The sequence below is a fragment of the Winogradskyella sp. genome (genome assembly GCF_013213835.1).
Classification (GTDB): Bacteria; Bacteroidota; Bacteroidia; order Flavobacteriales; family Flavobacteriaceae; genus Winogradskyella.
In genome coordinates this window covers 59,314-79,557 of sequence record NZ_JABSSU010000005.1, presented here as the reverse complement: position 1 = coordinate 79,557, position 20,244 = coordinate 59,314, and the positions used below count along the sequence as shown (strand labels likewise).

The 20,244-nt window shown below is 33.8% G+C and carries 19 protein-coding genes; 2 read left to right on the top strand and 17 right to left on the bottom strand.

Annotated features, from left to right (window positions below):
- Positions 1 to 22 precede the first annotated feature (22 nt).
- From HRU50_RS08840 to HRU50_RS08805, 8 genes are all read right to left on the bottom strand, one after another.
- Positions 23 to 1,111: an amidohydrolase family protein gene (locus HRU50_RS08840; protein WP_296350326.1), complete on the bottom strand. Its 1,089-nt coding sequence runs from the start codon at positions 1,109 to 1,111 to the stop codon at positions 23 to 25.
- 84 nt (positions 1,112 to 1,195) lie between these two features.
- Positions 1,196 to 1,687 (bottom strand): 3-hydroxyanthranilate 3,4-dioxygenase, encoded by a 492-nt coding sequence (locus HRU50_RS08835; protein ID WP_296350325.1) that lies wholly within the window; start codon positions 1,685 to 1,687, stop codon positions 1,196 to 1,198.
- 118 nt (positions 1,688 to 1,805) lie between these two features.
- Positions 1,806 to 2,588, bottom strand: coding sequence for an SDR family oxidoreductase (locus HRU50_RS08830; protein ID WP_296350324.1), 783 nt, complete (start codon positions 2,586 to 2,588; stop codon positions 1,806 to 1,808).
- A gap of 91 nt (positions 2,589 to 2,679) precedes the next feature.
- Positions 2,680 to 4,122: an aldehyde dehydrogenase gene (locus HRU50_RS08825; RefSeq protein ID WP_296350323.1), complete on the bottom strand. Its 1,443-nt coding sequence runs from the start codon at positions 4,120 to 4,122 to the stop codon at positions 2,680 to 2,682.
- Between the two features lie 12 nt (positions 4,123 to 4,134).
- Positions 4,135 to 4,575: a RidA family protein gene (locus tag HRU50_RS08820; RefSeq protein WP_296350322.1), complete on the bottom strand. Its 441-nt coding sequence runs from the start codon at positions 4,573 to 4,575 to the stop codon at positions 4,135 to 4,137.
- A 210-nt stretch (positions 4,576 to 4,785) separates the two neighbouring features.
- Positions 4,786 to 6,180 (bottom strand): NAD(P)/FAD-dependent oxidoreductase, encoded by a 1,395-nt coding sequence (locus tag HRU50_RS08815; RefSeq protein WP_296350321.1) that lies wholly within the window; start codon positions 6,178 to 6,180, stop codon positions 4,786 to 4,788.
- Positions 6,181 to 6,252: 72 nt separating this feature from the next.
- Positions 6,253 to 7,521 (bottom strand): kynureninase, encoded by a 1,269-nt coding sequence (gene kynU / locus HRU50_RS08810; RefSeq protein ID WP_296350320.1) that lies wholly within the window; start codon positions 7,519 to 7,521, stop codon positions 6,253 to 6,255.
- A gap of 246 nt (positions 7,522 to 7,767) precedes the next feature.
- The gene (locus tag HRU50_RS08805) at positions 7,768 to 8,445 is read right to left on the bottom strand and encodes a hypothetical protein (protein WP_296350319.1); all 678 of its coding nucleotides are present in this window, start codon (positions 8,443 to 8,445) and stop codon (positions 7,768 to 7,770) included.
- A 41-nt stretch (positions 8,446 to 8,486) separates the two neighbouring features.
- Here HRU50_RS08805 and HRU50_RS08800 point away from each other — a divergent pair, with 41 nt between their 5' ends.
- Positions 8,487 to 9,287 carry a class I SAM-dependent methyltransferase gene (locus tag HRU50_RS08800; RefSeq protein WP_296350317.1) on the top strand — a complete coding sequence of 267 codons (801 nt, stop codon included), beginning with the start codon at positions 8,487 to 8,489 and terminating at the stop codon, positions 9,285 to 9,287.
- A gap of 55 nt (positions 9,288 to 9,342) precedes the next feature.
- Here the strand turns inward: HRU50_RS08800 and msrA are convergent, their stop codons facing one another.
- The 3 genes from msrA to HRU50_RS08785 form a co-directional block, all read right to left on the bottom strand.
- Positions 9,343 to 10,011, bottom strand: a complete 669-nt coding sequence (gene msrA, locus HRU50_RS08795) for a peptide-methionine (S)-S-oxide reductase MsrA (RefSeq protein WP_296350315.1) — start codon at positions 10,009 to 10,011, stop codon at positions 9,343 to 9,345.
- A gap of 187 nt (positions 10,012 to 10,198) precedes the next feature.
- Positions 10,199 to 10,984, bottom strand: a complete 786-nt coding sequence (locus tag HRU50_RS08790) for a C4-type zinc ribbon domain-containing protein (protein WP_296350312.1) — start codon at positions 10,982 to 10,984, stop codon at positions 10,199 to 10,201.
- 2 nt (positions 10,985 to 10,986) lie between these two features.
- Positions 10,987 to 12,102, bottom strand: a complete 1,116-nt coding sequence (locus HRU50_RS08785; RefSeq protein ID WP_296350310.1) for a Nif3-like dinuclear metal center hexameric protein — start codon at positions 12,100 to 12,102, stop codon at positions 10,987 to 10,989.
- 40 nt (positions 12,103 to 12,142) lie between these two features.
- Between HRU50_RS08785 and lpxK the strand changes: the two genes are divergently transcribed.
- A complete protein-coding gene (gene lpxK, locus HRU50_RS08780) occupies positions 12,143 to 13,141 on the top strand; it encodes a tetraacyldisaccharide 4'-kinase (RefSeq protein ID WP_296350308.1) in 999 nt (332 codons plus the stop codon).
- Here the strand turns inward: lpxK and HRU50_RS08775 are convergent.
- The 6 genes from HRU50_RS08775 to HRU50_RS08750 are packed head-to-tail and all read right to left on the bottom strand — an operon-like array spanning position 13,138 to position 20,238.
- Positions 13,138 to 15,375: an ATP-binding protein gene (locus HRU50_RS08775; protein ID WP_296350306.1), complete on the bottom strand. Its 2,238-nt coding sequence runs from the start codon at positions 15,373 to 15,375 to the stop codon at positions 13,138 to 13,140. The genes lpxK and HRU50_RS08775 overlap by 4 nt on opposite strands.
- Before the next feature lie 30 nt (positions 15,376 to 15,405).
- Positions 15,406 to 16,422 carry a type I glyceraldehyde-3-phosphate dehydrogenase gene (gene gap / locus HRU50_RS08770; protein ID WP_296350303.1) on the bottom strand — a complete coding sequence of 339 codons (1,017 nt, stop codon included), beginning with the start codon at positions 16,420 to 16,422 and terminating at the stop codon, positions 15,406 to 15,408.
- Positions 16,422 to 17,294: a lipoyl synthase gene (gene lipA, locus HRU50_RS08765; protein ID WP_296350301.1), complete on the bottom strand. Its 873-nt coding sequence runs from the start codon at positions 17,292 to 17,294 to the stop codon at positions 16,422 to 16,424. The genes gap and lipA overlap by 1 nt, the downstream gene beginning before the upstream one ends.
- Before the next feature lie 51 nt (positions 17,295 to 17,345).
- The gene (locus HRU50_RS08760; RefSeq protein ID WP_296350298.1) at positions 17,346 to 18,590 is read right to left on the bottom strand and encodes an Nramp family divalent metal transporter; all 1,245 of its coding nucleotides are present in this window, start codon (positions 18,588 to 18,590) and stop codon (positions 17,346 to 17,348) included.
- The gene (locus tag HRU50_RS08755) at positions 18,590 to 19,135 is read right to left on the bottom strand and encodes a sigma-70 family RNA polymerase sigma factor (protein ID WP_296350296.1); all 546 of its coding nucleotides are present in this window, start codon (positions 19,133 to 19,135) and stop codon (positions 18,590 to 18,592) included. Before HRU50_RS08755 ends, HRU50_RS08760 begins: the two co-directional genes overlap by 1 nt.
- On the bottom strand, positions 19,126 to 20,238 hold the full coding sequence (locus tag HRU50_RS08750; protein WP_296350294.1) for a glycosyltransferase: 1,113 nt from the start codon (positions 20,236 to 20,238) through the stop codon (positions 19,126 to 19,128). The genes HRU50_RS08755 and HRU50_RS08750 overlap by 10 nt, the downstream gene beginning before the upstream one ends.
- Between the last annotated feature and the right edge of the window lie 6 nt (positions 20,239 to 20,244).

Sequence of the window (20,244 nt, the reverse complement as noted above, 5' to 3'; positions counted from 1 at the left end):
AATAAATTTTTAGTGAGAAAATCTATGAAAGAATTCTACTTACTAGTTTGTCTTTGGCTTCTTGATTATCACCACATAACCATTGTATCACATTATCTTCCCACATTTCGTCCTTTTCTTGTTCTGTGATTATCTTTCGATCTATAGCAAGATCTAGTATTTTACCTGGGTAAGAGCTTTGTTTTTCACTTTCCATTTCACCTAGAGGATACGGATCATCTAAGCCCATTAAAACTTGTTTAGATCCTTGATTTTTTATGAGTAATTCTAAACCACCAGTGTCATGTACTAAGGTGTCAAAAAAGATATTTTTATGTCCAACAGCTTTTCTTGGATGTTCCATGTCTTCAAACAAGTCAGGTCGTCCGTCAAAGCCTTGGATACGTCTGCCTAGATTTATTTGAGCTAATTGGCCGCCATGCGCAAAGCATACACGCATATTTTTATATTTTTCGTAATAGCCATTGAGGGTTAAGAAGTGATATGCATCAGCACATTGAGCGAGCATCCATATTAAATGGAAACGCCAAGAGGTGTTTTCTAACTTAATAAATTTTTCACCGTCATAAGGATGAACTTCTACAGCAAGATTATACTTGTCAGCAAGTTCAAAGATTGGTTCATTTTCTTCATCAAAAATACAGCGCCAGGTACCTATTGTATCCATGTAATGTGTTGGTAAGCAGAGCAGCTGTAATCCAAGTTCCTCAACACAACGTTCTATTTCCCAGCATGCACCTCTAACAAAACCAGGATGTACTACAAATCCACAGGTGAATTTACTAGGGTTTTCGTTTTGTATCCGCGCATTGAAATCGTTTTGGAAGCGTAAAGCTTGTTTCATTTCTTCCAAACGCAATCCGTTACCATATAACTGAGATAAATTTAAAACAACTGCATGGTCAATGTTAAAATGTTCCATCCAAGCTAATTTTTCATTTAAGAAAAAACTTGAGTCTGTTACAGGTCTACTCCAATCTTTTTGAAGCATAAATTTTCTGTCTTTGTCTACCCAGAAAATTCCTTTATCCCTCATAAAATCCGGTATTTCTTCAGGATAGGGAAGAAGGTGAGAGTGACCGTTTATTCTTAGTTTGCGTTGTTTTTCCATGTACGTTCTTCCTGCTTTGGTAGGAAACTGTTTTACAGTAACTCTTATGAGTCTAGTTGATTACGCATTTAGTAATTGCTCTGATTAATTTGGTGTTTTGCTCTTCGCGATACGTTTTTCATATCTGTCAAAAATAGCTGGCATATCGGTTTCAATATTCTCTAAGGTAAATTCCTCTTCATATAATAGACTAGCATCTTCGTCAGAATACCATTGTAATTTGTCTTTTACACCTTCATCTCTCGGGTACTCTATCACTAATCCAACTGTGTTTGCTCCTCTTTGTGGTGAATGTGGAATTTTTGGAGGCAACAAAAAGATTTCACCTTCTTTAATATGAATGTCTTTTGGTAGACCATCTTCAATAATTTTTAATACAATATCACCTTCAACTTGATAGAAAAATTCAGGTGTTTCATTATAGTGATAGTCTTTACGATCATTTGGTCCTCCAACAACCATCACTATAAAATCACCATCTTTCCAGACGACTTTATTTCCAACTGGCGGTTTCAGAAGATGTCTGTTTTCTTCAATCCAAGCTTTGAAATTAATTGGCGGATATACTTTGCTCATAATTATTAGTTTTATGTCATTGCGAAGCAAATTTATTTGCTGTGGCAATCTTTTAAAAAGAAGAGATTACCGCGTCACTTCGTTTCTCGTAATGACTTCTATTATTCTCTTTATAAATTTACAAACTTTTTGTTCTTCCTCCATCAACTGGAAGATTAATTCCGTTTATATAACTTGCGCAATCACTTGCTAGAAATGTAATGGCGTAAGCGAGTTCTTCTGGTTGAGCAAAACGTTTTGCAGGTACAGCATTTCTCATTGCATCTGCAGATTCTTCTTCAGTTTTACCAGTTTTTGCAGATTTGTTTTTAATGATTTCAGTAAGACGTTCAGTACCTGTAGCACCAGGAAGTACGTTATTGACTGTAATACCAAATTGCCCAAGTTCATTAGCTAAAGTTTTACTCCAATTTGCCACAGCACCTCTAATTGTATTACTAACACCTAAACCATCTAAAGGTTGTTTTACAGACGTTGAAATTACATTAATGATACGACCATAACCTTCAGATTTCATAAATGGAACAGTTGCCTGTGCTAGAACATGATTACATTTTAAATGCTGTGTAAAAGCATTTTCGAATTCTTCAACCTTAGCGGAAAACACTGGTCCACCTGCTGGTCCACCTGTATTGTTAACTAATACATGAAATCCGTGATTTTTTTCTATGTAGCTTTCTACTTTTTCTTTTAATTCCGAAGGATTTGAAAAATCAGCAACGATGTAATCGTGATTTCTGTGTTGAGGTAACTCTGAAAGAACTGCTTTGAGTTTCTCTTCATTTCTTGCAACTAAAGTTACTATTGCGCCTTCGGCTGCGAGTGAGAGCGCTGTAGCTTTTCCTATGCCTGCTGAGCTTCCACAAACTATTGCGTATTTGTTATTTAAGTCTAGATTCATATATATTATCATCCTGAACTTGTTTCAGGATCTTTTTAGTTATTAATACTTATTTGAGATGTTAAAATAAATTCAGCATGTCAGTTAACTGTCAATACTTTATGCAAACATTCTTAGGTTCGGTGAAAAAACGTAATGCTTCAAAACCACCTTCGCGTCCAACACCAGAAGCTTTTACACCTCCAAAAGGTGTTCTTAAATCGCGCATCATCCAAGTATTAACCCAAACAATTCCTGCTTGTAATTGGTTGCTCATTCTCATGGTGCGATTTAAATTGTTTGTCCATAATGTTGCTGATAATCCATATTTTACTTTGTTGGCCATTTTAAGAACGTCTTCTTCACTTTCAAAAGGCATAATGGTTACAACAGGTCCAAATATTTCTTCTTGATTTACGCGGCATTCATCCGTTGGAACTTCAATAACTGTTGGTTCTAAATAGTACCCATTTTCATAACCATGAACTGTAACTTCATTTCCACCACAAAGTATAGTTCCGTTTTCTCCTTGAGCGATATTAATGTATGCTTTTACCTTTTCTAAATGCGGTTTTGAGACCAAAGCACCAATATTTGTGTCTGCGTTAGAAGGATGACCAACATTAAGCGCTTTAATTTTATTGACAAAGTCAGTTTTGAATTTATCATAAATTGATTTCTCTACAAAAATTCGACTTCCACACAAACAAATTTGACCTTGATTAGCAAATGATGAGCGTACTGTTGTGTTAAGCATATCGTCATAATCGCAATCGGCAAAAATGATATTAGGATTTTTTCCGCCAAGTTCTAAAGACAATTTTTTAAACATTGGTGCAGCAACTTTTGCAATATGAGCACCTGTTGCTGTGCCTCCTGTAAAAGAAATAGCTTTGATATCTGGATGTTCAACAATAGCTTGACCAGTTGATGTTCCAAGGCCATGAACAATATTTAAAACACCTTTTGGCAAACCAGCTTCGTTACAAATTTCGCCTAGCAAGAATGCAGTCATAGGTGTCACTTCGCTTGGTTTTGCGACAACACAGTTTCCGGCTGCTAAAGCAGGTGCGATTTTCCAAGTGAATAGATATAAAGGTAAATTCCATGGGCTGATGCAACCTACAACTCCAATAGGCTGACGTAAAGTGTAGTTTATTGCACTTTGACCAACACTCTCGTGGCTTTCACTAGCAAATTGGGTAATGGCATTTCCGAAGAATCTAAAATTACTCGCAGCTCTTGGTATATCAATACTTTTTGCTAATGATACGGGTTTGCCATTGTCTTTGCTTTCTGCTTCTGCAAAACGCTGAAGATTCTCTTCTAATAATTCTGATATTTTAATGAGGATACGACTGCGCTCTTCTAATGTAGTTTTTGACCAGAGCTTAAAAGCTGATTTGGCACCTTGATATGCTTGTTCTACGTCTTCTATATGAGAATTAGGAATTTGCCCATAAACTTCACCATTTGATGGATTGTAATTGTCAATCCAATTGTCTTTTATTGGGTCTTGAAATGTTCCGTTTATGTAGTTTTGAATGTTTAGCATATTGGCTATTGGCTATTGGCTATTGGCTATTGGCTTATAAGCCATTACTTTAATCTCTACAACCAAGTCTGGGTGCGGTAACTGATGTACAGCAACTGTAGTTCTGGTTGGTCCGGTTTCTTTATCAAAGAATTCAGCATATGCTTTATTGTAACCAGCAAAGTCATTCATATTTACTAAAAACGACGTTACATCTACTACATCTTTAAGTGAAGCGCCAACCGTTTGAAGGTTTTTGTCAATATTTTTTAAGACTTCTCTGGTTTGGGTTTCAATATTTAGATGTTTGGTGCCCATTTCATCAATGATGTCTACTCCTGTAATACTATTGTCTGGTCTACGAGAACTTGTACCGGAAACAAATATGAAATCTCCAACTTGTTTTACATGCGGATATGCTCCTCTTGGTGTTACCGAAGTTCCTGCGGAAATCTTATCTTTTGTGTTACTCATAATAATTTATTGTTTTGTATACCTTCATTTGCCTTGATGCAAACGAACCAAAAATCACAGTCAAAATTAGGAAATTGCTAATGCAACATTCTCTTTCGGAATTTCGTGCTTGAAGCTACGCTTCGCATCTACATTCCTTCGTTCATTATTTCTGAATTTTGATGATTCCGACTTTGTCGGAACTATATTTTTAATTTGTAGTATTAACTACTATAATCCGGCAACTCTATCGTCTTGAAGAATTGCTTCTGTTTCTGTTTTTACTTTATCAAAAATGTCTTTTATATCATCTTCTACTGAAATGATACCATCATGCAACATATTCAAGATAGCTTTGTCTTGTGCTCTTCCACGTGTCATAGCTTCATGGTAACCAATATGTTCATTGAACGTTACCATTGAGTATTTTGAGAAATAGTCTTCAGGGAATTGTGATTCTAAAGCCATTTCTATTTTTCGTTTTTGTTGAAAAATTGGGTTTGCAACATGGTCTCGCATTTCATAATAGTTCTCTTCGGCAAGTATACCTATCGCATCTGCATCTGTCTTTCTTTCTTTTTGATAGGTTTTAAAAATGGTTTCCCAATCTCCTTCATGTTTTTGAATAATACTATCTAAAACAGCAACGTCTTCAAAAGAAGCATTCATACCTTGTCCATAGAATGGTACAACTGCATGAGCAGCATCACCTAAAATCAATGTCTGACCTTTATAATACCATGGAGAACACTTAATTGTACCTAAAGGACCTGTTGGATTGTTGGCAAATTCCTCAGCAATATTTGGAATTAATGCCAGCGCATCAGCAAATTGTTCTTGGAAAAATGCTTTAATTTTTTCTTCAGAATCTAAGTCTTTAAAATTGTATTTACCTTCTTCTAGCCCTAAAAATAAAGTGACTGTAAAACTACCATCGAGATTTGGTAATGCAATAAGCATGTATTCTCCTCTCGGCCAAATGTGTAAATAATCTTGGCTAATCTGATGTTCACCATTTGATGTGGCTGGAATTTCTAATTCTTTATATCCATGGCTCAAGAAGTTCTGAGAATAACTAAATAAAAACTTACGTTCTAAATAATAGCTTTTGCGTAACTCTGAGCCAGCACCATCTGCACCAAAAATTACATCTGCAGTTACATCAAAGCTTTCATCTGTAGTTGTTCTTTTAAATGTGATTGTATTTGTATCTAAATCAACACTTGTGCATCTTGTATTAAAATGAATTGTGAGATTATCAAACTTATCAGCTTCAGTAAGTAACATACCGTTGAGGTCTCCACGTGAAATAGAGTTAATATATTCACCGTTACGGCCAGAATAATTAGAAGTAAATGTATTGCCTTCAATATCGTGCATTAGTCGACCAACCATAGGAATACATATTTCTCTTGCCTTTTCTTCAACTCCTGCAAGTCTAAGCGCTCTAAATCCTCTATCGGATAATGCTAGATTGATTGACCTACCAGCAGAGATATCTGTAGTTCTTAAATCTGGTCTGCCTTCATAAACATTAACATTAAAGCCACGTTGCGCCAGTCTCAGTGCTAGAAGGCTTCCGCAGAGTCCTGCACCAATAATAATTATGTTGTCTTTTTTGTTCATTTGTTTATCATTCCTGCGAAGGCAGGAATCTTTTTTAAATTCTGAGATTCCTGTTTTCACAGGAATGACAGCTTAGTTTAATATAGTTTTCAATCGCTCTACAAACCCAAATACATCTTTATAAGAATTATACAATGGTACAGGCGCACATCTTATAACGTCTGGTTCTCTCCAATCTGTAATAATTCCTGCTTCTGTAAGTTTGTGATGCAAACTTTTATCAGCGTTTTTAACTTGTATAGATAATTGACAACCTCTTTCGTCTGGATTTGAAGGTGTAATTATTCTTATTGAATCATCACCTAATTGATTCAAAAGAAATTCAAAATAACCAGTTAATTGCTTCGATTTTTTACATAGTTCTTCAAAATTAGCTGCCTTAAAAACATCTAACGATGCTTTTATTGCTGCCATAGATAAAATAGGTGGATTACTTAATTGCCAACCTTCGGCGCCAGGAAGTTGGTCAAATTCGTCACGCATTTTAAAACGTGTTTCTTTGTTATGAGACCACCAACCAGTAAATCTATTTAAAGTTTTATCGTGAGCATGTCTTTGATGTACAAAGGCTCCTGATAAACTTCCAGGACCTGAGTTTAAATATTTATAGGTACACCAAACAGCAAAATCAGCACCTGAGTTATGCAAATCTAATTTCACATTACCGGCACCATGAGCACAATCAAAACCAACTTTGCAGCCGTAAGAATGACCAAGTTCTGTAATACGTTTTAAGTCAAAAAATTGCCCAGTGTAATAGTTAACACCACCAATCATAATCAGTGCTATTTCATCGCCTTGGGTTTTAAGAATTTCCTCTAAGTCTTCATAACGCAATAACTCTTCATTTTCTCGCGGTTTCCATAGAATTAAGCCTTCTTTATCATCAAAACCATGATGTCTTAATTGAGATTCAACCGCATACTTATCGCTCGGAAAAGCATCACTTTCAATTACTATTTTATAGCGTTTTTCTGTTGGCTTGTAGAACGATACCATCATAAAATGTAGGTTAGCAGTAAGCGAATTCATTACAACCACTTCTAGTGGTTTTGCACCTACAATATCTGCCATTGTCTCAGTAAGATATTCATGGTAATGTAACCATGGATTTTTACCTTCTGTATGACCTTCGACACCTAAATTTGCCCAATCATTTAATTCCTGATTAATATAATCTTTGGTAGACTTAGGTTGTAATCCTAGAGAATTCCCTGTCATGTAAATAAGCTCATTTCCATTTTTGTCTATAGGCATATGGAATTGCTCTCTAAAAGATTTTAGTTTGTCTATTTCGTCTTGCTGTTTAGCAAAATCGAAACCTGTTTTATAGTTGGACAAGTTTGATGATTTTCGATTTGTAACAAAAATAAGGATTTAATGGATAGAATTAAAGCTTCTTTTTAGAGGTAATAGTGCGTTGAAATTTTGGATATGTACATGAAAAAAGCGCCTTGAGGACAAAGCGCTTTAGGATATATATAGACGCCATAAGGCGGAAAATGTAAGCTATACGTTTTTGGTCGAGACCGCATCGTGAAACTTACATTATTGATCACAAAAGTAATGCCAAAAATTTATTCACGCTTACTTTAAGGTGACTTCTACATCAGAGAAAAATAAATTCCAATTACCGTTATCTTTTTTATGGTCTAAAGCAATTTTAATTCCGTTAAAATCTTGATAATTCTCAAAGGTGTTACTTAACGAAGGTTCAGCAGAATTTCCTTGTCTAAATGACCATTCCTTAATCATATAATTCTGATCATAGTAAATATCGTAGGCATCACCAGGCGTATATCCGCCTTTATTTGAATATGTAATCGTAATCATGTCTAATGTTTCTTTGTGAATAGGTGATTCTGCCTTTTTAGGTTCGGTTATTGTAGCAGATGAATCCCAAACCAACTGAAACGGAATGAGTAGCCAAAATTTGTCGTTAACAAAACCTCTATCAGCACCCATTGCTGTATTATCTATCTTTCTTCTGTTATATGTAATGGTATCATTTGAAATCATTGTAACATCATTTGTTTTTGGATGCCATGTCCAGTGTCTGCCTTTTCCTTTTTGATTATTAACTTCAACATTGAAAGTGAAATCTATGCGTTTAACATTTTTCCAGTTTTCAAAACCATGAGCATTTGCGATTTTTTCAGCTACTGTTAAAGGTGCTATAGTTTCTTCTTTTGTGCTTTTCTTTTCTGCTGTATTACAACTTGTTAATATTAGAAATAATGAAAGACTAAAAATGAATGTTTTCATGTAAGAAAGATGTTTTAAATTACATGCAAAATTAAATAGTCATGACAACTAATTCCAAATACTTTAACGTTAACAAGGACACCTGGAATAAGAAAGTAGCTATACATGCTAAAAGCGAAATGTATGATATTGAAGGTTTTAAGTCTGGTAAATCGTCATTAATGCCTTATGAAATAAAAGCACTTGGAGATGTTAAAGGAAAGTCTTTATTGCATTTGCAATGTCACTTTGGGCAAGACACTTTAAGTTGGAGTAGAGCAGGAGCAAGATGTGTTGGTATAGATATAAGCGATGAAGCCATTAAACTTGCCTCTCAACTTAATAATGAGCTTAATCTAGATGCTCAGTTCGTGTGCTGTAATGTTCTAGATACGTCAGAATTTGTGAAAGAAACTTTTGATATCGTTTATACAAGTTATGGTGTTATAGGTTGGTTGCCAGATTTAAAACCATGGGCAAAAATGATTGCCGAAAGACTTAAAGTTGGTGGAACATTTTATATCGTAGAGTTTCATCCTATTCTTTGGATGTTTGATTATTTAGAAGGGAAACCAGTGATGAAATATGGTTATATGCAAGATGAGGTTATTTATGAGGAATATGAAGGTACTTATGCTGACCAAAGTTCTAAGATTGTAAGCAAAGAATATGGTTGGAATCACGGTTTAAGTGAAGTTGTAAATGCACTTATTGAAGCTGGATTAGAAATTGATTATCTCAATGAATATGATGAAAGTCCGTATGATGTATTTCCTGATTTAATAAAACAAGACAATGGCATGTACGCCATGAAAAATCAACTGTTCCCGATGTTGTTTGAGATAATGGCGACGAAAATATAGTGCTCGATACAATTCAAACTTCCTAAAAGGTAGTTTGAATCACTCGATCTGACGTTTAATGTTTTTCTTTGGCTTCCTCTTTTAGCAAATGAGGAAATTTTGCTTTAAATCTATTTAATCTTGGGATAGAAACAGCTCTAACATAGCTATGATTTGGATTACGCTTTTCAAAATCTTGATGGTATGCTGGTACTGGATAAAATTTTTGAAACGGGTATATTTCTGCTGCAATAGTAGCGTCTAATTCTTTAGCTAAAGCCGTTTTCTTCTCTTCTATGATTTTCTTTTGTTCATCATTTTGGTAAAAAATAATTGAACGATATTGAGAGCCTTTATCTGGTCCTTGTCCATTAACTTGCGTCGGATTCTGTGATCCAAAATAAACATCAACCAATGTCGCAAAACTTACAACTTCTGGGTCGTATATAACTTCAACGGTTTCTGAGTGACCTGTTCTTCCTGAGTGGCTTTTCTCATAAGTAATGTCATCTGTATGTCCGCCAGAAAATCCGCTAATCACTTCATCAACACCATTTACGCTTTCGTAAATGGCTTCTACGCACCAAAAGCATCCGCTCGCAAAATAAGCTTTTGCTTTTCCGTTTTCTAATGGTACTTCAACAGGTTCTGCATTGATGACTTTTTGCTGTTCTGGATTGTTTTGTGCTTGATTATGACAGCTAAATAATAGACTTAAGGTAAAAACGTAAAGTAACTTTTTCATGTTTGGTGTATTTTTCTTTTTTCAATAGACGTGTAAAAATACAATTCCTTAACACTGTAATGTTTTAAAGTTTTATTAAAAAGATTAAGACCATAATAGATTATGGTGACATCGAGAACCTAAGTCATAAAAAATAAAAAAGCCTTCACAATTTGTGAAGGCTCATAATATGATAAAGTTGAAAATTTTATTTGCTTAGTTTAGCAAATAACTTTTGCATTTTTACTTTTTCTTCTTCAGCTAATACCGCATCAACTAAGATACGGCCACTATGCTCATCTGTAATTACTTTTTTACGAGATGCAATTTCCACTTGTACCTGTGGTGGAATTGTAAAGAAAGAACCTCCAGAAGCACCACGCTCAATAGCAACAACGGCTAAACCATTTTTAACATTGTTTCTAATTCTGTGATACGCTTTTACTAAACGGTCATCAATTTTCTTTTCGTAGTCTTTAGACTTTCCTAAAAGTGCTTCTTCTTCTTTTTCAGTTTCTTTAAGGATTTCATCTAGCTCACCTTTTTTGTGCTTTAAGTGCGCTTGTCTGTCCTTTAATTTATCTTTAGTAGAAGATATAACTTCTTTCTTTTGCTCTATTTGAGCTTTAAATTCTTTAATGTGCTTTTCAGCAAGTTGAATTTCTAATTCTTGAAACTCTATCTCTTTAGTTAAAGAGTTGTATTCTCTGTTATTTCTAACATTATTTTGCTGTTCCGTGTATTTTTTGATAAGAGATTTTGACTCTTCGATTAGGTTCTTTTTTGCTTTAATCTCTTCATCAATAACAGCTAAACTGTCATCTAATTTTTCTAATCTTTTGTTTAATCCTTCAACCTCATCTTCTAAATCTCTTACTTCTAAAGGAAGCTCACCTCTTATATTTCTGATTTCGTCTACTCTTGAATCTATTAACTGTAAATCGTATAGCGCTCTTAATCTATCTTCTACAGAAGCTTCAGCTTTTTTTGCCATAGTTATAAATACTTTACCGGATTTGTATTTGTCTTTGATAAAATCACTCTACTTGCCTGTAGAGCAGGTGCAAAACTAGTAATTTTTTTTGAGAGATAGTCTACTAAAAACGATTTTGTGAACTGTTCGCTTTCATAGTGACCAATATCTGCTAATAGAATAGAATTTTCGGCAGAGAAAAAGTCATGATATTTTAAGTCTGCAGTGACTAAAATATCAGCACCTTTTGCTTTTGCCGCACTAATGGCAAAACTACCAGAACCGCCTAAAACAGCAATCTTTTTTACAGGTTTATCTAAGAATTGGCTATGGCGTACCACAGAAGCATTCATTTTGTCTTTAATGTAAACTAAGCAATCCTTTTCATCCATTGGTGTTTCTAGTTCGCCTATCATTCCCATACCAATTTGTTGATTGGTATTGTCTAAAGTAGTAACCTCATAGGCAACTTCTTCATACGGATGTGTGTTGAATAATGCTTTTAAAACTTGAGATTCTAAGTGTTTTTTAAAGGTTACTGAAATTAGGGTTTCGTCTTCTGTATGTAATTTTCCTTTTTCGCCAATAGTTGGGTTTGAAGCTTCATTACCCATGTAAGTGCCTTTTCCTTCAATATTAAAACTACAAGAATCGTAATTACCTAAACTACCAGCGCCAGCATTGAATAGCGCAGTTCTCAATGCTTCAGCCTTTACTTTTGGAACATTGGTTTGAAGTTTTTTTATGGTGCCAGATTGTGGAATTAAGATTTGCTTATTTGTAAGTCCAAGTTGATTACAAATAATAGAGTTAACACCTTCAATCGCATTATCTAAAGCTGTATGAATTGAGAAAATAGCAATATTGTTTTGAATTGCTTTTATCACCACACGTTCTACATAACTTTTACCAGTAATTTTTTTTAAACCTTTAAAGATGATAGGGTGAAAACTAACAATAAGATTGCAATCGTTTTCAATAGCTTCATCAACAACAGCTTCAAGCGTATCTAGTGTTACAAGTATACCTGAAACTTCTTGCGATTTATTACCGACTAAAAGTCCAACATTATCAAAATCTTCTGCGTACGATAATGGTGCGAGATCATGAAGTTGGTTTATTACATCTTGAACTGTCATAAGTATATATTTGTTTCAAAAATAACATATTTTAGTGCTCATGAAGTTTCTACGAATCATATTATTTCCTGTAGTGCCCATTTATTTTTTGGTGACATGGTTACGAAATTGGTTATACGACAAAAACATAAAAAAGCATAAGTCTTATGACTTACCAGTTATTTGTGTGGGTAATCTAAGTACAGGCGGAACAGGGAAAACACCAATGATTGAGTATTTAATTCGTTTGTTAAAGGATGATAAATCTGTTGCAACCCTAAGTAGAGGTTACAAGCGCATAACTGAAGGATTTGTGCTTGCTGATGATGATGCTACTGCAGATACTATTGGCGATGAACCGTTTCAGTTTTTTAGAAAGTTTAAGGATATAAAGGTTGCAGTTGATAGTAATAGACAAAACGGAATAGAAGAATTATTGAAACTAGTAGACGAACCTGAGGTTATTTTATTGGATGATGCCTATCAGCATAGAAAAGTAAAAGCTGGCTTTAATATTATGTTGACGTCTTATCATAACCTTTTTTATAAGGATATTGTCTTACCAACTGGAAATTTGAGAGAACCAAGGTCTGGTTCTAAGCGAGCTAACATAATTGTCGTTACCAAGTGTCCTAAACGTATTTCTGAAGAAGAAAAGAAAACTATAGAATCGAGTATTAAAGTTAAAGCTCATCAAGCTGTTTACTTTAGTCATATAGATTATTCTGATGTGGTTGTTTCTAAAACTAACGAAATGTCTGTGTCTTCTTTACCTAAGTTTACTTTAGTAACTGGAATTGCCTATGCAAAGCCACTAGTGAATTTTTTAAATGAAAAAGGGTTAGAGTTTGAACATCTCGAGTATCCAGACCACTATAGCTTTAGACAAAATGACATCGAAAAGCTCTCTAAGTTAGAATTAATAATCACTACTGAAAAAGATTATGTAAGGTTGTGTGATTACGAATTACTGCAGGATAAATTGTATTATTTACCTATTACAGTGAAAATCTCTGATTCTGATAGTTTTGAAAACGCTGTAAAATCATTTGTAAGTTAGAAGAAACTAGAGACAATCTCTTTACCTGATAGTACATCATAAAGCTTTTTCTCAAAGTCTTCTTGTTTGAAAGGTTTAGAGATAATATCGTTAAATCCGGCTTCACCAAACTCATGCATTTTATCTTCTAGTGTAACCGCGGTTAATGCAAAAATTGTTGTGTCTTTATCAAAAGATCGTATGATTTTTGTTGCTTCAAGACCACTAATTCCTGGCATGTGAATATCCATTAAAACAATGTTGTAAGTGTTTGATCTTACCTTTTCAACAGCAGCTTCACCATTATCAACCAAGTCACATTTTAGTCCCATTTTTGTTAGGATTTTACGTGTAATCATTTGATTGATTTTGTTGTCTTCAACAATTAAAATTTTAACATCTTCTAAATCAAGTTCTTCAACTTTGTTTGCTTTTTCTCTTTCTTCAGATTTTGTTTTTTCTACATCCTTAACTTCTTCTAATGGAATTTCAAAGAAGAATGTTGTACCTTTTCCAAGTTCACTCTTAAGATATATTTTACCTTTTAGTATTTTGATAAGTCCTTTAACAATTGAAAGTCCTAGTCCTGTACCACCATATTTTCTATTTATCTGAACAGAACCTTGTGCGAAACTATCAAACAATTGGTCTTGTTTTTCTTTAGTGATTCCAATACCATTATCTTCAATTTCAAAACGTAATCTATAATTTTTGTTTTTTGCTTCAATCTTGTGAACTCTTACCCAGATATCTCCGTCTTTGGTAAACTTAATGGCATTACCTAAGAGATTAATTAGGATTTGAGATAATTTTAATTGATCTCCATTGAACGTTTCAGGAAGGTCTTTTTCGTAGTAATAATGAAGCTTAGTACCGTTGTCTTTGGCAGAATTTGCTAAAGCAGAAATAACATTATCAATTTTGTTTTTAAGATTAAATACTTCTGGGTCTAACTCAACTTTGTTAGCTTCAATTTTATTGATTTGTAGAATATCATTAATAAAAGTCAACAGATAATCACCCGAAAATTTTAGTGACTTTAAATGTGCTAGCTGATGAGGTTTTGGATCTTCTTCTAAAAGCATATTGGTCAATCCGGTTACCGCATATAAAGGTGTACGTAACTCATGAGTGACGGTTGATAAAAAGTTAGCCTTTGTTTTAGAGGCCAATTCTGCTTTTTCTTTTGCTACAATTAATTCGTCATTTTTTTTATGTAGCATATTATTCGTCTTTAACCTTATATTGTTGTTTTTATATAAGGAAAGCGTTAAAAGTGAAAGTATTGTTATCAGTGCGATACTGAGCGTGGTGGTAATTCTAGTAAAATTACTTTCCTTACTAACTTCGTCAAACTGTTCTTGCAGTTGTTTGTTTTTTTCGTCTTTATATTTACTTACATGTATTGAAGCAACACCAGAAGCTAAATTTTGACGTTTTACATTAAGAATAGAGTCAGATAATTTTATGTGACTATTGGTGTTAATTAGAGCGTTTTTGTAGTCACCAATTTTTTCATAAACCTCACTAAGTGTTAAGAAGGCTTCATTAATATTTTCAATAATATTACCTTGTTTAGCTATAGATAATCCTTCATTGATTTGGCTTAAAGCGAGTTCACTATTACCTAAGGCATTAGAAACTTTACCCATTTCTATTAAAGCGCTACTTAGTCTTTTATTTTGCTCGTATTTTTTTGCAATGATTATGGTGCTTTCTAAAATAGTTTTGGCAGTTTCAAAGTTTTTGACTGCTATGTAAGTTTTAGCTTGGTTAAGCGTAACTTCAGAAACATACTCTTCAAGTTCTTCTTGCTCAAATAGGTTTTTAGCAGATTTATAATAGCCCAATGCATCCTCATACTCTTGATTTGTGTGATGAATAACACCTTTAATATTATATGTAATTGCTAAGTTTGGGTAATCGTTAATTCCACGTTGAATGGAAGCAGCTGTATTGAGTGAAACATTGGCTCTATTTGTTTCGCCGACTAGGTATTGGACTCTTGCAATTTTAGTGTGTATAATTCCTTGATTAATTTTATCATCAAGTAATTCTGCTATTGACAAGGCTTCTTCGAGATCGTCTTTTGCATTAAGATAATCACCTCTATCATTTTCAAGTTTTGCCCTTTGTATTAGATTTTGTAGGGTCAATTCTAATTTATCCGAGTCATTAGCACCTTCTTGTTGGGCGAAGTTCGGACTACAAAGACAAATTAAAAATACTACTATATAATATTTGATATGGGACATTGTTATAGTCTTATATAGAAACAAATATAATTATTTATCCGATAAAAGTATATTTTTTGCCGATAAATTGCAAATTAAGTCTAGGATTCTAGAGCTGTAGCCTGTTTCATTGTCATACCAACCGACAATTTTAACCATATCACCAATTACGGAAGTCATCTGTGAGTCGAATATACACGAATGTTTATTACCAACAATATCTATGGATACTATCGGATCTGCTGTGTATTCTAAGATGCCCTTTAATTGATCTTCCGAGGCATTTTTAAATATTGCATTCACTTCTTTTATTGAAGTATGCTTATTGACATTTATAGTCATGTCTGTTAACGAACCGTTTGCGACAGGAACACGTATCCCACATCCACCTATAACATCAGATAGGTCTGGAAATATTTTTGTTAATGCTTTGGCGGCACCAGTAGTTGTAGGTACTATTGACTGACCAGCAGCTCTAGAGCGTCGTAAATCTCTATGTGGTTGATCATGTAAACTTTGGTCTGTTGTATAAGAGTGTACCGTTGTAATATATGCCTGTTTAATCCCAAAATGCTCCTTTATTAAGGCAATCATTGGTGCAGCATTATTTGTCGTACATGACGCATTAGAAATAATACACTCGTCACCATCTAAATGATGATCGTTAATACCTAAGACTATAGTTTTAATATCGTCTTCTAAAGGTGGAACGGATAATATTACTTGTTTAGCCCCATTTGTTATGTGGTGTTTTAATTCAGTTTTCGTTTTAAACTTTCCTGTTGATTCAATAACAAAATCTGGCTGAACTTTTAACCAATCAAGACTTTTGGGATGAGCTTCATTGTAAAGCGGAATTTTAATACCACTAACTATGATATTGGTATCATCACATGAGATTTCTTCCTTAAGTAGTCCATGAATACTGTCGTATTTTAATAAATGGCTAAGTGTTTTTGAGTCCGCTAAATCATTTATGGCAACAATCTCTATGTTCGGATTTTCTAGTGCAAGTCTGAAAACACGACGTCCAATTCTACCAAAACCATTGATAGCGACTCTTATCATTAATTAATGTGTTTTTGTGCCTTGTAAGAAGAACGAACTAAAGCACTACTCTCTACGTGTCTGAAACCTAAATCTAATCCGATTTCTTCATACTCTTTGAATTCATCCGGATTGATAAAACGTTGCACAGGTAAGTGTTTTTTGCTAGGTTGAAGATATTGTCCAATGGTTACAACATCAACATCATTTTCACGTAAGTCATGTAATGTTTGAATCACTTCTTCTCGTGTTTCCCCTAAACCTAACATGATGCCAGATTTAGTTCTTCGTTGACCTTGTTGCTTTAAGTATTTTAAAACACCCATACTACGATCATATTTAGCTTGAATACGAACCTCACGAGTTAGTCGTCTAACGGTTTCAATGTTGTGAGATACAACCTCTGGCGCAACTTCTATGATACGGTCAATATGTCTTTCGATACCTTGAAAGTCTGGAATCAATGTTTCTAAAGTTGTTTCAGGATTCATTCTGCGGACAGCTTTAACTGTTTCAGCCCACATGATGCTTCCCATATCCTTTAAGTCATCTCTATCTACACTGGTAAGTACTGCATGCTTTATTTTCATAATTTTAATAGAGCGTGCTACTTTTTCAGGTTCATCCCAATCCACAGTTTCTGGTCTTCCGGTTTTTACACCACAGAATCCACAAGAACGCGTACACACATTGCCTAGAATCATGAATGTAGCGGTTCCTTCACCCCAACATTCTCCCATATTAGGGCAACTTCCTGATGTGCAAATAGTGTTTAGTTTGTATTTGTCTACGAGACTTCTTAATTCAGTATATTTTTTACCTGTTGGTAGCTTAACTCTAAGCCATTTTGGTTTACGTTCAGGTAAAATATTAGAAGCAACTTTTGTTTCCATGCATTTTTCAATTTCAAGAAACAAAGATACGAAGTAAATTATAATTTAATCCTAAAGAATGCTAAGATACCAAATGCTAAATCCAAGTAAGAAAATTATCCCTAACCATGATAAAATATGAAGTGCAAGATTTGGTTGCCATGTTTTTGGTGTATGCTTACTAGATATCAATTTATAATTGATGATGGCGTAAAAAGGTGCTGTAACAAAAGATAAGATAGTCGCAACTTTAATCAATAATCCCATTTCTGAAGCCAACGTAAAAAATATAAAAAGTGTACCTATTATTAAAGCGATAATCCAGTGTGTGTAACCGTTTTTTCTGTTTTTATTTGTTAAGATGTCTAAACTTTTAGCCATTACTCTTGGGGAGGCATCTAATGTAGTAATTGTAGTACTAAACATTGTTGTAAAGGCTGCAATACCGATGATGATATAGGCCCAATTGCCAAGACTTTTTGTATAAAGGTCTATGAGTTGATTAGAAAACTCACCGGCTTTACCGCTAAATGATTCACCTGAATTAAACATTACAAAATAACCCAAACATAAAAATGCAATACCTAAAACTATTGCACCGATGTAACCTACATTAAAATCTAGTAAGGCCGTTTTTGGTGAAAATCCATTAGCACTTTTCTTTTTTTCTATGGCCCAGATTGAATGCCAAACAGAGATATCTAGAGGCGCTGGCATCCAACCCATAAAGGCGATTAGGAATGCAATTTGTTCTGTGTTTTCTGGCAATACTTGTTTGAAAGATAGCGTTTGATCAAATCCCTTAAGCGCAAATACAACCGCAAATAATGTGCTCACTGTTAAGGTAATAATTATGATTTTAATAAGTCTATCTAAAGTTTTATACTTTCCTAAGAATAGTATAACAAGGCAGATTATTAAAATAATTATTGACCAAATTTGAACGCTACTAACACTACTAAAACCAAAATTGAGAAAAGAGATATCACCAATTAACGAATGAGCTAAACCTGCTGTAACTATGGTTACTGCGGTTTGAATTGTAAACATGGTTGCAATGTTCAGCACAAAATAGGCCAATACAACACCTTTGCCAAGCTTATAATAGCCATCAAGCAAACTCTCACCTGTTGCCGTTGCATATCTAGGTCCAAACTGAAAAAATGGATATTTAAAAAGATTAACTAATAAAAGCGCCCATAGTAGCCCAAGTCCAAAATCAGCACCTGCTCTAGTAGATTGTACTAAGTGAGATACACCTATAGCAGCACCAGCAAATAATAATCCTGGACCTAATTTTTTGAAAATATCTTTCATTAAGACTTGGTAATAATCTCAGCTAAGAGTTTTTTGGCTCTTAAGAGTTTTATTTTCACATTATTCATTGATTCATTAAGTTCTTCTGAGATTTCTTTATAACTCAATTCTTGAAAGTATCTCAAATTTATAATCTCTTGGTAATGTGGTTTCAATTTCTTGATATCTCGAAGTAACTTGGCTAAGTTTTGTTCTGTGATAATGCGGTCTTCTGGTGTAGGAGAGTCATCAATAATTTCTAAATAATGATCATCATTATCTTTAGAGGTATTTTGAATGACTTTTTTTTGGCGCCTTATAAGATCAATATGAATATTCTTAGAAATAGTAAACAGCCAAGTTTTGAAATTATAGGCCTCATCATAAGTTCCTATTTTGTCAAAAGCTTTAGAAAATGTTTGTATGGTGATATCCTCAGCATCGTTTTCGTTTTTTGTGCGCTTTAATTGAAACGCATAGACATCATTCCAAAAGGTATCCAAAAGAAAATTGAACGCTATTTGATCTTTTTCTTTTGCTTTAATAATGGCTTCGTTTACTTCCAATGCTTTGGTGTAGAAATTTTATTAGCAATAAATATAATTAATTGAAAGGTAATTAAAAATAATTCTAATAGTGGTGAAAGGTAGATGAGGTTTCCTTCATTTAGTTTTTTTGCCGTTAACCCAAACGATAACAATTGTACTATAAACCTTATAACAATTAATGCTAAAACCCATTGCCATTGAACCTGAAAGATGAGTAATACAATAGCAAAAATCCAAAATAATAATTGCGAACTGTAAAATGTCCCTAAAACAAATTTATGCAAAGGTTTGTAGAATTTTGATGTACTTATATGTCGTCTTTTTTGAGTAAACCAGTCTTTAAAAGATGTTTTTGGATTTGAAATGGTAAAACTCTCATTAGTATAGCAAATAGCTGTGTTTTTTGAATCGGCTACTTCGTTTACAAATAAATCATCATCACCCGACCTTACAAACATATGATTGTTGAAACCAGAATTATTAAAAAAGAGCTCTTTTCTATACGCCATATTTCTTCCAACAGCCATGTAAGGCATGCCAATATTAGAATATGAGAAATACTGAAGTGCTGTAAGTACGGTTTCAAAACGTAAAAGACTGTTAAGTAATGAAAACTTCTTTTTAGCATAGGCACCATAACCTAAAACAATATGTTTTTCTTTTGAAAATTTACTGCTCATATGTTTTAGCCATTGGTCTGAATTAGGATGGCAATCCGCATCGGTAAATACTAAAGTTTCAAAAGAAGAAGCTTTAATACCTAATGTTAGAGCATATTTTTTATTTCCCCAAAATACTTCCGTATCCTTAACATCTACAATTTTAATATTGTTGTGTTTGGCCTTAAATTGTTCCATGACTTCTAGTGTATTGTCATAGGAACAGTCATTAACCAAAACAATTTCAAAATTGTCATAGTTTTGATTAATTATTAGTGGAAGATTTTGTTTTAAATTTTCTGCTTCATTTTTAGCACAAATAATAACTGATATTGGGATAGGCCTATCTAAACCAAGTTTGTCTTTTTTTGTTGAAAAAGCAAATAGGAATGTTGTGTAGAATACAACCTGTATACCAACTATTACTGTAAAAGCAATAAACAGTATTGTTAAAAAAGTCATTAAGGA